The sequence below is a fragment of the Streptomyces ochraceiscleroticus genome (assembly GCF_000720485.1).
Classification (GTDB): domain Bacteria; phylum Actinomycetota; class Actinomycetes; order Streptomycetales; family Streptomycetaceae; genus Streptomyces; species Streptomyces ochraceiscleroticus.
In genome coordinates, this window is record NZ_JOAX01000001.1 from 222198 (window position 1) to 235063 (window position 12866).

Annotated in this window: 10 protein-coding genes and 1 tRNA gene; 9 read left to right on the top strand and 2 right to left on the bottom strand. The window is 69.8% G+C overall.

The window, feature by feature from the left end; all coding sequences use genetic code 11:
- Window positions 1–148: 148 nt before the first annotated feature.
- From gnd to IG84_RS0101045, 9 genes are all read left to right on the top strand, one after another.
- A complete protein-coding gene (gene gnd / locus IG84_RS0101005; RefSeq protein ID WP_031050005.1) occupies window positions 149–1027 on the top strand; it encodes a phosphogluconate dehydrogenase (NAD(+)-dependent, decarboxylating) in 879 nt (292 codons plus the stop codon).
- Between the two features lie 67 nt (window positions 1028–1094).
- A complete protein-coding gene (recF, locus tag IG84_RS0101010) occupies window positions 1095–2228 on the top strand; it encodes a DNA replication/repair protein RecF (RefSeq protein ID WP_031050008.1) in 1134 nt (377 codons plus the stop codon).
- Window positions 2229–2786 (top strand): DciA family protein, encoded by a 558-nt coding sequence (locus tag IG84_RS0101015; RefSeq protein WP_030259421.1) that lies wholly within the window; start codon window positions 2229–2231, stop codon window positions 2784–2786.
- A 444-nt stretch (window positions 2787–3230) separates the two neighbouring features.
- The gene (gyrB, locus tag IG84_RS0101020) at window positions 3231–5261 is read left to right on the top strand and encodes a DNA topoisomerase (ATP-hydrolyzing) subunit B (RefSeq protein WP_031050011.1); all 2031 of its coding nucleotides are present in this window, start codon (window positions 3231–3233) and stop codon (window positions 5259–5261) included.
- Window positions 5262–5310: 49 nt separating this feature from the next.
- Entirely contained in the window at window positions 5311–7935 is a 2625-nt protein-coding gene (gyrA, locus tag IG84_RS0101025; RefSeq protein WP_031050015.1) for a DNA gyrase subunit A, read from the top strand.
- 15 nt (window positions 7936–7950) lie between these two features.
- A complete protein-coding gene (locus IG84_RS0101030; protein ID WP_078648528.1) occupies window positions 7951–8625 on the top strand; it encodes a DUF3566 domain-containing protein in 675 nt (224 codons plus the stop codon).
- 113 nt (window positions 8626–8738) lie between these two features.
- Window positions 8739–8812: transfer RNA gene (locus tag IG84_RS0101035), tRNA-Ile, on the top strand.
- A gap of 157 nt (window positions 8813–8969) precedes the next feature.
- Window positions 8970–9104, top strand: coding sequence for a DLW-39 family protein (locus tag IG84_RS41765; RefSeq protein WP_003958712.1), 135 nt, complete (start codon window positions 8970–8972; stop codon window positions 9102–9104).
- Between the two features lie 237 nt (window positions 9105–9341).
- Entirely contained in the window at window positions 9342–10769 is a 1428-nt protein-coding gene (locus IG84_RS0101045; protein ID WP_031050022.1) for a hypothetical protein, read from the top strand.
- A 41-nt stretch (window positions 10770–10810) separates the two neighbouring features.
- Here IG84_RS0101045 and IG84_RS0101050 read toward each other — a convergent pair whose 3' ends face one another.
- Window positions 10811–12181, bottom strand: coding sequence for a serine/threonine-protein kinase (locus IG84_RS0101050; protein WP_031050025.1), 1371 nt, complete (start codon window positions 12179–12181; stop codon window positions 10811–10813).
- Between the two features lie 109 nt (window positions 12182–12290).
- Entirely contained in the window at window positions 12291–12836 is a 546-nt protein-coding gene (locus IG84_RS0101055) for a helix-turn-helix domain-containing protein (RefSeq protein WP_031050028.1), read from the bottom strand.
- Between the last annotated feature and the right edge of the window lie 30 nt (window positions 12837–12866).

Consider the following 12866-nt stretch of genomic DNA (forward strand, 5'->3'; position numbering starts at 1 on the left):
TACGGACTCGCTCCGTACGGCCGCCCGAATGACGCGGTTGACCTGCGGCTTATGAGCGGCTGAGCCCACAGCTGTGCACGGCCCTTCGGGCGTAGGCTCGTCGTAGGTCAGGTACAAGGGCAACGACTATGTGCAAAGAGGGTCTCTGATGGAGCTCGGTCTCGTCGGTCTCGGCAAGATGGGCGGCAACATGCGCGAGCGCATCCGCCGCGCAGGCCACACGGTCATCGGTTACGACCGCAACCCGGACCTCGCTGACGTTGGCAGCCTCAAGGAGCTCGTGGACTCGCTGCAGGGTCCGCGGGTCGTGTGGGTCATGGTGCCGGCCGGCGCCGCCACCCAGGCGACGATCGATGAGCTGGGCGAGCTGCTGTCCGAGGGCGACATCGTCGTGGACGGCGGCAACAGCCGCTGGACCGATGACGAGAAGCACGCCGAGGAGCTGCGCGCCAAGGGCATCGGCTTCGTCGACTGCGGCGTCTCCGGTGGCGTGTGGGGCCTGGAGAACGGCTACGCGCTGATGTACGGCGGCGACGCCGCGGACGTGGCGAAGGTCCAGCCGATCTTCGACGCGCTCAAGCCGGAGGGCGACTTCGGCTCCGTTCACGCCGGCAAGGTCGGCGCCGGTCACTTCGCGAAGATGGTCCACAACGGCATCGAGTACGCGATGATGCAGGCGTACGCCGAGGGCTGGGAGCTGCTGGAGAAGGTCGACTCCGTCACGGACGTGCGCGAGGTCTTCCGCTCCTGGCAGGAGGGCACGGTCATCCGCTCCTGGCTGCTGGACCTGGCGGTCAACGCGCTGGACGACGACGAGCACCTGGAGAAGCTGCGGGGCTTCGCCGCCGACTCCGGTGAGGGCCGCTGGACGGTCGAGGCCGCGATCGACAACGCGGTGCCGCTGCCGGCGATCACCGCCTCGCTGTTCGCGCGGTTCGCCTCGCGTCAGGACGACTCGCCGCAGATGAAGATGATCGCCGCGCTGCGGAACCAGTTCGGCGGCCACGCGGTCGAGAACAAGAAGTAATCCCAGGTGCTGGGGCGTTTTCCCCGGCACCGCAGCAGTGTTACGCCGGGGGAGGTCGGCGCCGCCCATGCATGTCGCGCATCTGTCGCTCGCCGACTTCCGCTCGTACGCCCGGGTCGAGGTCCCGCTCGACCCGGGCGTCACGGCCTTCGTCGGGCCCAACGGCCAGGGGAAGACCAATCTCGTCGAGGCGGTCGGCTATCTCGCCACCCTCGGCAGTCACCGCGTGTCCTCCGACGCGCCGCTGGTCCGTATGGGAGCGGAGCGGGCGATCGTCCGGGCGCAGGTGGTGCAGGGTGAGCGGCAGCAGCTGGTCGAGCTGGAGCTGAACCCCGGAAAGGCCAATCGGGCCCGGATCAATAGATCCTCGCAGGTCAGACCACGTGACGTGCTCGGCATCGTGCGGACGGTCCTGTTCGCGCCGGAGGACCTGGCGCTGGTCAAGGGCGATCCGGGCGAGCGGCGGCGCTTCCTGGACGAGCTGATCACTGCGCGCTCGCCGCGGATGGCGGGTGTGCGCTCGGACTACGACCGTGTGCTGAAGCAGCGGAACACCCTGCTGAAGAGCGCGGCCCTGGCGCGCCGGCACGGTGGCCGGAAGATGGACCTGTCCACGCTGGACGTGTGGGACCAGCATCTGGCCCGCGCGGGGGCCGAGCTCCTGGCGCAGCGGCTGGACCTGATCGCGACGCTGCAGCCGCTGGCGGACAAGGCGTACGAGCAGCTCGCACCGGGCGGCGGTCCGGTCGCGCTGGAGTACCGCGGTTCGGTGGGCGAGCGGCTGGCGGAGGCGTCGAACCGTGAGGAGTTGTACGGGCTGCTCATGGAGGCGCTGGGTGAGGCGCGGAAGAACGAGATCGAGCGGGGCGTGACGCTGGTCGGTCCGCACCGTGACGACCTGGTCCTCAAGCTGGGGCGGCTGCCCGCGAAGGGGTACGCGAGCCACGGTGAGTCCTGGTCGTACGCGCTGGCGCTGCGGCTGGCCTCGTACGACCTGCTGAGGGCCGAGGGCAACGAGCCGGTCCTCGTACTGGACGACGTCTTCGCCGAGCTGGACTCCCGCCGGCGGGAGCGGCTGGCCGAGCTGGTGGCGCCGGGCGAGCAGGTGCTGGTGACGGCGGCGGTGGACGACGATGTGCCGGGCGTGCTGGCGGGGACGCGGTTCGCGGTCTCCGAGGGCACGGCGGAAAAGGTGTCGTAAGTGAGTGAGCAGTCCGGTCCTCAGGAGCCTGCGGGACCCGAGCAGCCGAAGCCGCCGGAGCTGTCCGGTGTCGATCTGGCGCGGCAGGCGCTGGTGGCCGCCAAGGAGCAGGCGAGAGCCCGGGGCGCGGCGGCGCAGCAGAAGAAGCAGGCCCGGCGCGGGGGCGGGCTCCGTTCCGGCGCGCGGGCCGACGGTCGGGACCCGCTGCCGCTGGGTGCGGCGATCAACCGGCTGATCACCGAGCGCGGCTGGGAGACGCCGGCCGCGGTCGGCGGGGTGATGGGGCGCTGGCCTCAGCTCGTGGGCGCCGAGGTGGCGCAGCACTGTGAGCCGCAGAAGTACGACGAGGACGCCCGGGTGCTGACGGTGCAGTGCGACTCGACGGCGTGGGCGACGCAGCTACGGCTGCTGGCGCCGACGCTGGTGGCGCGGCTGAACGAGGACCTGGGCCATGGCTCGGTAAAGATCATCAAGGTGCTGGGGCCGGGGGGCCCGCCCCGCCGGTACGGCTCGCTGCGGGCTCCTGGGAGCAAGGGGCCCGGGGACACGTACGGCTGATCCGTACGCGTGGGGCCGAAGCCTTCCGTTTCACGTGAAACCGCGTCTGTCGTTCGTTCCACGTGAAACCGGCTCTGCCTCCGGTTTCACGTGAAACTGCCCCTGCGGCGGGTGCCCATACGGGCGAGATGCCTGGGATGTTCTGGTGTGACGCAAGAGACTCCGCTCACCGTAGTCGGAGGTTGACAGCCCGAAGCGCTGAGTGCCGGTGTGAGCGTCCTGGGGGCCCGTCTCAGATATGGGGAGTCGGCGGACGCCAGTTCAGGGCGGCACGTGAGGACTCAGGCGCCCGCAAACCCCCATGAGTGTCGGCGCTACCGGTAGACTGGTGGCAATCCCGCCCACTCGCGGAACATGTCGAACGACGCAGCCGCTCCTGACCGGCACGGGGTCTTCCCGCCGGCGGCAGGAGAAGGCTCGTGCCTGTGCCAGAAAGGGCGCTTCGTGGCCGACTCCGGCGACCTCAACGAGAACATCACGGCTTCTACCGAAGAGGGGGTTCCTGCCGTCGCCAGTGGCGGCTCCTCGGAAGAGAAGTCGTACGACGCCAGTGCGATCACTGTCCTTGAGGGCTTGGACGCGGTTCGCAAGCGACCGGGTATGTACATCGGCTCCACCGGCGAGCGTGGTCTGCACCACCTCGTCCAGGAGGTCGTCGACAACTCCGTCGACGAGGCGATGGCCGGCCACGCGGACACCATCGACGTCACGATCCTGCCCGACGGCGGCGTCCGGGTGATCGACAACGGTCGCGGTATCCCCGTCGACATCGTGCCCTCCGAGAAGAAGCCGGCCGTCGAGGTCGTGCTGACGGTGCTGCACGCGGGCGGCAAGTTCGGCGGCGGCGGTTACGCGGTCTCCGGTGGTCTGCACGGCGTGGGTGTCTCCGTCGTGAACGCCCTGTCCCAGCGGGTCTCCGTCGAGGTCAAGCGGGACGGCTACCGCTGGACGCAGGACTACAAGCAGGGCGTGCCGACCGCCCCGCTGGCGCGCAACGAGGCCACGGACGAGACCGGTACGACGGTCACGTTCTGGGCCGACGGCGAGATCTTCGAGACGACCGAGTACAGCTTCGAGACGCTGTCCCGGCGCTTCCAGGAGATGGCCTTCCTCAACAAGGGGCTGACGATCCAGCTCACCGACGAGCGCGAGGCGCACGTCGACGAGGAGGGCAAGCCGCTCACCGTCAAGTACCACTACGAAGGCGGCCTCGTCGACTTCGTGAAGTACCTGAACTCCCGCAAGGGCGAGACGGTCCACCCCACGGTCATCGACATCGAGGCCGAGGACAAGGAGCGGATGCTCTCGGTGGAGATCGCGATGCAGTGGAACACCCAGTACACCGAGGGTGTCTACAGCTTCGCGAACACCATCCACACCCACGAGGGCGGTACGCACGAAGAGGGCTTCCGCGCCGCGCTGACGGGCCTGATCAACCGGTACGCGCGCGACCGCAAGCTGCTGCGCGAGAAGGACGACAACCTCACCGGTGAGGACATCCGCGAGGGTCTGACGGCGATCATCTCCGTCAAGCTCGGCGAGCCCCAGTTCGAGGGCCAGACCAAGACCAAGCTGGGCAACACCGAGGCGAAGACCTTCGTCCAGAAGGTCGCGCACGAGCACCTCACGGACTGGCTGGACCGGAACCCCAACGAGGCCGCGGACATCATCCGCAAGGGCATCCAGGCCGCGACGGCCCGCGTCGCCGCCCGCAAGGCGCGCGACCTGACCCGCCGCAAGGGCCTGCTGGAGACCGCGTCGCTGCCGGGCAAGCTGAGCGACTGCCAGTCCAACGACCCGACCAAGTGCGAGATCTTCATCGTCGAGGGTGACTCCGCCGGCGGCTCGGCCAAGTCCGGCCGTAACCCGGAGTACCAGGCGATCCTCCCGATCCGCGGCAAGATCCTGAACGTCGAGAAGGCCAGGGTCGACAAGATCCTGCAGAACCAGGAAGTCCAGGCGCTGATCTCGGCCTTCGGCACCGGGGTCCACGAGGACTTCGACATCGAGAAGCTCCGCTATCACAAGATCATCCTGATGGCGGACGCCGACGTCGACGGCCAGCACATCAACACCCTGCTGCTCACCTTCCTGTTCCGCTTCATGCGGCCGCTGGTGGAGGCCGGGCACGTGTACCTCTCCCGTCCGCCGCTGTACAAGATCAAGTGGGGCCGGGACGACTTCGAGTACGCCTACTCCGACCGCGAGCGCGACGCCCTGATCGAGCTGGGCAAGCGGTCCGGCAAGCGCATCAAGGACGACTCGGTCCAGCGCTTCAAGGGTCTGGGTGAGATGAACGCCGAAGAGCTGCGCGTGACGACGATGGACATCGACCACCGGGTGCTCGGTCAGGTGTCGCTGGACGACGCGGCCCGCGCGGACGACCTGTTCTCCGTGCTCATGGGTGAGGACGTCGAAGCACGTCGCTCGTTCATCCAGCGCAACGCCAAGGACGTCCGCTTCCTCGACATCTGAGCCCGTCGGCCCGATCAACAGCCGCAGCTCGAAAGGACTTTGAACAGCAATGGCCGACGAGAATCCCCCCGTGACCCCGGACGGCGTGACCGCCGAGGGCGCGCCCGCCGCCATCGAAGGCGTGGGCATGCGCGTCGAGCCCGTCGGGCTCGAGACCGAGATGCAGCGCTCGTATCTCGACTACGCGATGTCCGTCATCGTCTCGCGTGCCCTGCCCGACGTGCGGGACGGCCTGAAGCCGGTGCACCGCCGCGTCCTGTACGCGATGTACGACGGCGGGTACCGCCCCGAGAAGGGCTTCTACAAGTGCGCCCGCGTCGTCGGCGACGTCATGGGTACGTACCACCCGCACGGCGACTCCTCGATCTACGACGCGCTGGTCCGCCTCGCGCAGCCGTGGTCGATGCGAATGCCGCTGGTGGACTCCAACGGCAACTTCGGTTCTCCGGGCAACGACCCGGCCGCGGCCATGCGGTACACCGAGTGCAAGATGGCGCCGCTGTCGATGGAGATGCTCCGGGACATCGACGAGGAGACCGTCGACTTCCAGGACAACTACGACGGCCGTAACCAGGAGCCGACGGTCCTGCCGTCGCGCTTCCCGAACCTGCTGATCAACGGCTCGGCCGGTATCGCGGTCGGCATGGCGACCAACATCCCGCCGCACAACCTCCGCGAGGTCGCGGCCGGCGCGCAGTGGGCGCTGGAGCACCCGGAAGCCTCCAACGAGGAGCTGCTGGACGCCCTGATCGAGCGGATCAAGGGCCCGGACTTCCCCACCGGCGCGCTGGTGGTGGGCCGCAAGGGCATCGAGGAGGCGTACCGCACCGGGCGCGGCTCCATCACGATGCGCGCGGTCGTCGAGGTCGAGGAGATCCACAACCGCCAGTGCCTGGTGGTCACCGAGCTTCCGTACCAGGTCAACCCCGACAACCTCGCGCAGAAGATCGCCGACCTGGTGAAGGACGGCCGGATCGGCGGCATCGCCGACGTCCGCGACGAGACCTCCTCGCGGACCGGCCAGCGCCTGGTCATCGTGCTCAAGCGGGACGCCGTCGCCAAGGTCGTCCTGAACAACCTGTACAAGCACACCGACCTGCAGACGAACTTCGGCGCCAACATGCTGGCGCTGGTCGACGGCGTGCCGCGCACGCTGTCCCTGGACGCGTTCATCCGCCACTGGGTGACGCACCAGATCGAGGTCATCGTCCGCCGGACGAAGTTCCGGCTGCGCAAGGCCGAGGAGCGGGCGCACATCCTGCGCGGTCTGCTCAAGGCCCTGGACGCCATCGACGAGGTCATCGCGCTGATCCGGCGCAGCCAGACGGTCGAGGACGCGCGCGGCGGCCTGATGGGCCTGCTGGAGATCGACGAGATCCAGGCGAACGCGATCCTGGAGATGCAGCTGCGGCGCCTGGCGGCCCTGGAGAGGCAGAAGATCACCGCCGAGCACGACGAGCTGGAAGCGAAGATCCGCGAGTACAACGCGATCCTGGCCTCCCCCGAGAAGCAGCGCGGGATCGTCAGCGACGAGCTGACCGCGCTCGTCGACAAGTACGGCGACGACCGCCGCTCCAAGCTGGTGCCCTTCGAGGGCGACATGTCCATCGAGGACCTGATCGCCGAGGAGGACATCGTCGTCACGATCACCCGTGGCGGCTATGTGAAGCGGACCAAGACCGACGACTACCGCTCGCAGAAGCGCGGCGGCAAGGGCGTCCGCGGCACGAAGCTCAAGGAAGACGACATCGTCGACCACTTCTTCGTGTCCACCACCCACCACTGGCTGCTGTTCTTCACGAACAAGGGCCGGGTCTACCGCGCCAAGGCGTACGAGCTGCCGGACGCGGGCCGGGACGCGCGCGGCCAGCACGTCGCGAACCTCCTCGCCTTCCAGCCGGACGAGCAGATCGCGCAGATCCTGGCGATCCGCGACTACGAGGCGGCGCCGTACCTGGTCCTGGGCACCAAGGCCGGCCTGGTGAAGAAGACGCCGCTGAAGGACTACGACTCGCCGCGCTCCGGCGGTGTCATCGCCATCAACCTGCGCGAGCAGGAGGACGGCTCGGACGACGAGCTGATCGGCGCCGAGCTGGTCTCCGGCGAGGACGACCTGCTGCTCATCTCCAAGAAGGCACAGTCGATCCGGTTCACCGCCACGGACGAAGCGCTGCGCCCGATGGGCCGTGCGACCTCCGGCGTCAAGGGCATGAGCTTTCGCGAAGGCGACGAGCTCCTGTCGATGAACGTGGTGCGGGCGAACACCTTCGTCTTCACGGCCACCGATGGCGGGTACGCCAAGCGTACGAACGTGGACGAGTACCGCGTACAGGGCCGCGGCGGCCTCGGTATCAAGGCCGCCAAGATCGTGGAGGATCGGGGTGAGCTGGTCGGCGCGCTGGTGGTCGAGGCGAGCGACGAGATCCTCGCGATCACCCTCGGCGGTGGGGTGATCCGCACGCGGGTCGACGAGGTCAGGGAGACGGGCCGTGACACCATGGGCGTCCAACTGATCAACCTGGGCAAGCGCGATGCCGTCGTCGGTATCGCTCGGAACGCCGAGGCCGGTCGCGAGGCCGAAGAGGTCGAGGCGCTGGCGGACGGCGAGCCGGCCGACGACGCGGCGCAGGACCAGGCCCCGGCGGCCGGGGGCGAGGAGCCCGCGGCGGAGTAGCGCGAGGAGTAGGTCGTGAGTGGAGCCACGGGTGCGCAGGCGGGCGGATCGGGCGACGGGCGGAGCTCGTCCTCCGGGCCCGCGACCGTGACGGACAGCGCCCGTGGCTCCGATGCTGAGGGCGGCCCCCGCAAGGAGGCCGCCTCCGAGGGGGGAACAGTGACCGACACCCGGCAGCCGCAGCCCGAGGCACAGCCGCAGCCCGAGCCCCGTCCGCAGGGCGCCGAGGGGCAGCCTTACCGCCCGCCGTCGGCGTACGCGACCGAGGTGGGTCAGCAGGGGATGCGCGTGCCCCGTACGGGCGTCCGTACGACCCCGCGTACGCGCAAGGCCCGGCTTCGGGTGGCCCGCGCCGATCCGTGGTCGGTGATGAAGGTCAGCTTCCTGCTGTCGATCGCGCTGGGGCTGTGCACGCTGGTGGCGGTGTCGGTGCTGTGGATGGTGATGGACGCGATGGGCGTCTTCACCACGGTCGGCGGCACGATCAGCGAGGCCACCAGCTCCGACGGCGGTTCCGGTTTCGACCTTCAGTCGTTCCTGTCGCTGCCGCGGGTGCTGCTGTTCACCGGTGTCATCGCGGTGATCGACGTGGTGCTGGCGACGGCGCTGGCCACGCTCGGCGCGTTCATCTACAACCTCTCGGCGGGCTTCGTGGGCGGCGTGGAGCTGACCCTGGCCGAGGACGAATGACCTGGTGCGGGTGGCCGCGGACGGCCTTTCGGGACCCCGGCGGCTATCGATTTGGGTCATGGCTCTGAAGTGCGCTAATCTTTCGGTGCAGCCAGCGAGGCGGCACCAAGCCAGGGGCTATAGCTCAGACGGTTAGAGCGCTTCCCTGATAAGGAAGAGGCCACAGGTTCAAGTCCTGTTAGCCCCACCGGCAAGGATCGGCCCGGACGGAGAGTTCTCCGCCCGGGCCGATCCGTTTGTGCTTCTGGCGAGTTGGGGGCGGGCTAGGTCACCGATTGATATCGACCGGTGTGTATCATCGGCCCCCGAAGGTCCCCTACGTCAACGAAAGACGAGGTCGCGCGGTGAAGAAGCTTCTCCTGGTCGCACTGGCCGCCATCGGCGGGCTCCTCGTGTACCGCCAGATCCAGGCGGATCGCGCCGAGCAGGATCTGTGGACGGAGGCGACCGACTCCGTGCCCGCAGGTTCGGGCGTGTGAGCCCCAGCACGTACGTACGAAACCCCGGTTGCCGCGCTCTGCGGCGGCCGGGGTTTCGTCTGTTCGGCGGCGCTTCCCGGTGGTCGTTGCGGGACCGTGATGCCTCGTGTCTTGAGTTTGCGGTAGCACACCACTAAGTTGCGCTAGCAAACTCGATGGGTGTGCACCGGGGCGGCGGACAGTGACGCGGCCGGCGGGGCAGGATGGGCGGGGGCTCGGGACGATGAGGGGTAGTACGTGGTGACGCGGCGCACGATCAGGAGGGGACTGGCCGGCCCGATGGCGCTCGGCGTGCTGGCGGTGCTGCCGGGGGTGGCCACGGCGGACGCGCCGCCCACGTATGCGCCCGCGCCGGATGCCAAACCCGTCGAGGGAAAGGCGAGTACGGGATCCGCGCCGGAGATCGTCCCCGGTACGTACACCGACTCCCTGAAGCGCGGCGAGAAGAAGCTCTACGCCCTCGATCTGGACGGCAGTTCCACCGCCTACGTCTCCGCGGTGGCCGCGCCGGCGCCGGACACGAAGGTGGAGGACTACACCGACGGGCTGACCGTCTCCGTGCAGGACAGCAACGGCACGACCTGCGGCCCGGACGGTGACGTGCGGTTCCACGGCGGCAAGACCGCCTATCCGATCGCCGATTACGCCGCCCGCCGCATCGGCAGTGACCTGTCGGAGTGTCAGCAGGCGGGCCCGTACTACGTGGTGGTCGAACGCCCCGGGGACGCCACCTCGGGCCCCGACAGCTGGCCGGTCGAGCTGCACTACATGACCGAGCCCGCCCTTACGGGGGCTGCGCCCGCCGAACCCGGTAAGGGCAGTTGGAGCAGCGCGACGCCCCCGCCGCCCACGGAGGGCGCGCGGAAGTCCGTCTCGGGCGGTACCGGCTTCAACGACGCCGCCTCCGTGGGCGAGGGGCAGTGGCGGGACCGCATCCGGCCCGGCGAGACCCGCTTCTACCGGGTGCCGGTGGACTGGGGGCAGCAGCTGAACGTGAGCGCCGAACTGTCCAGCACGGCGCGGAAGCCGGGCACGGGGATCTCCTCGTTCGTCCCGGAGGCGCTCGGCCTGACCGCGTACAACCCGGCGCGCGGCCTGGTCAGCGACGAGAGCTTCAAGGCGTACGAGGGCAAGCAGACGGCGGTGCGGCTGTTCACCGCGCCGGTGGACTACGGCAACCGCTTCAGTGACGACGACGCCGTCAGCCCGATGCGCTTCGCGGGCTGGTACTACCTGGAGGTGTCGCTCAACCCGGACGCCGCGCAGTTCTTCAAGAAGGGCGCCGACCTCACGCTCCGGGTGGGCCTCAAGGGCGCGGCGAAGCCCGGCCCCCATTACGCGGAGCCGGCGGCCGACTTCTCCGTCACCTCCGGGGACCGGGACCTGGCGGAGACGGGCCGCGCGGCGTCCGAGGCGGAGCGCAGCGGTCATCTGCGGACGGTCGGGTACGCGGGCATCGGCGTCGGTGCGGCGCTGCTCGTCGGCCTCGGGGTGTGGACGGCGAGGGCGCGGCGCAAGGCGGCGATCACCATGGCGGCCACGGGCCCCGCTGAGGGCGCGCCGGGCGGTCAGGGGGACCGGGTGCCCGGACAGCAGCCGTACGGCGCTCAGAACGGCGCTCAGGACGCCGGACAGGGGTTCGGAAGCCGACCGCCGCGGGGCTGACCGCCCAGGGGCCTGTACGGCTCTGTGGCGGGCCCAGAGCGTCAGCTCGCGATCAGGGCCCAGATCCCGACCGCGATGCACAGCAGCGCGACGACCAGGACCGGCACGGCGACCTTCGGGGACGGCCCGGGGCGGGCCGGCTTCGCATGCTGCGCACCGGGAGCGGCGGGGGGCTGCGCACCGGGACCTGCGGGCGCCGGGGTCCGATGGGGGACGCGTGGCTGCCCCACGGTGTACGGCCTGGTCTGCGGCAGGTCCTGCTGCGCCGCGGCGGTCGGCTCGTACGTCCGGACCGGCGGAACGTACGGCTGCACCGACGGCTCGTACCGCTGCGCCGGTGGCGCGTACGGCTGCATATCGGGCGCCGGGAGGGGCGTCGGCGTGGGGGTGCGGCTGGGGGGCTCCTGCGGGACGGGTGGTGCCGACGGGAAGCTGCCGGTGCCCGGCATCCGGGGGCCGCTCACCGGACCGCCGCTCGGGCCGCTGCCCTGCGCACCGTTGCCCCGCGCGCCGCTGCCCTGCGTACCGCCGCCGACCGGCCCGTCCGGCCCGTACCCCGAGGGCAGCGGCCCGATGTGGTCGAAGACCTCGACGATCTCGTCCTCGACCGTCTCCTCGGGCAGCAGCTCGACGGCCGAGAGGACCGCCTTGCGGGCGCCGTTCGCCGTCTTGAAGCGGGCGTCCGGGTCGGGCTGCAGCAGACCGGCCAGCACCTGCCACAGCGGCTCGGGCACGCCTTCGGGCGCGCCGGGCACACCGTGCTGCGTGAAGTGGTCGACCAGCGCCTGGGAGTCCGGCTTGCTGCCGGTCAGCAGGTACAGGGCGAGCAGGCCGACCGCGAAGAGGTCGGCGGGGAAGTCCGGCTCGGCGCCCAGCAGTTGCTCGGGCGCGAAGTAACCGGGCGTCCCGACCACGTAATCGGCCTCGGTGAGCCGCGGCTCGCCCTTGCGCATCGAGATGCCGAAGTCGGAGACGCGCACGTGCGGCCGCCCGGTGCCGGTGGCCTCCAGCAGGATGTTGGCGGGCTTGATGTCCCGGTGGACCACGCCCTCGGCGTGCACCGCGGCCAGCCCCGAGAGGACCTGGTCCAGCAGCAGGCACACGTAGCGCGGCGGCAGCGGGCCGTAGTCGCCCACCAGGTGCGCCAGCGAACCGCCGTTGACCAGGTCCATGGTGAACAGGACCTTGTCGTCGTTGGCGGCCCAGCTGGCGGGCGCGACCACGTGCGGGTGGTCGATGCGCAGCGCCTGTTCCCGTACGAAGCGCAGCAACGTGTGCGCGTCGCTCTGCTGGAGCACCTTCGCCGCGACGTAGCGCCGGCGCCGCTGGTCCCAGGCGCGCCACACGGCGCCCACCCCGCCCCGCCCGATCGGATCGATCAGCTCGTACCTGCCGGCGAAGACCTCACCCATGGCGCCGCGTCCGCTCCCTCGACAAGCTGCCTGCCTGGCTGATTGTGGTGCGCTTCGTAACCAGTTCCGGACTAATTCTTGACTGGTTCTGGTCGTCAGCAGTCCTGGTTCAGTTCTGGTGCGCTTCGTAATGGGCCACCGCGTCGGCGGTCCGGCCCGCCCCGTAGACCCGCAGGAACTCTGCCAGTTCGGGATGGGTGGCGGAGAGGGAATCCGCGGCATCGATGATGTCGCCGGCCGCCGCGACGGACCGCAGCAGCGACTGGATCTCGCGCACGACGCGACGCACGGTGGTGGCCCCCGTGGTGGCGGTCTGCGTCGTGTTGTTCAGCACCGAACCGCCCGCCGTCTTCTTGATCTCGTCCATCCGGTCGGTGGCCTCGGCCGCGGACACGCTGCCGTCGGCGACCTGGCTCGACAGCTCCTGGAGCGCCTGTACGCGCTGGACCACGGCCGGGTTGCCGATCTTGGCGCGTTGGCCGCTCATGAGCTGCGACAACATGGGCGCCGACAGGCCGAGCACAGCGGCGAGACGGGCCTGATTGAGCCCGAGATCGTCGATGAGACGACGGAAGAGCGCCCCCAGCGGCTCTCCGTACCAGCTGCGCTGCAGCTCCCGAGCGCGCGCGGTGGCTTCCTGCTGTGCTGCATCCATGGCGTCTCCCCTTCGCTTCGCTGCCGCGAA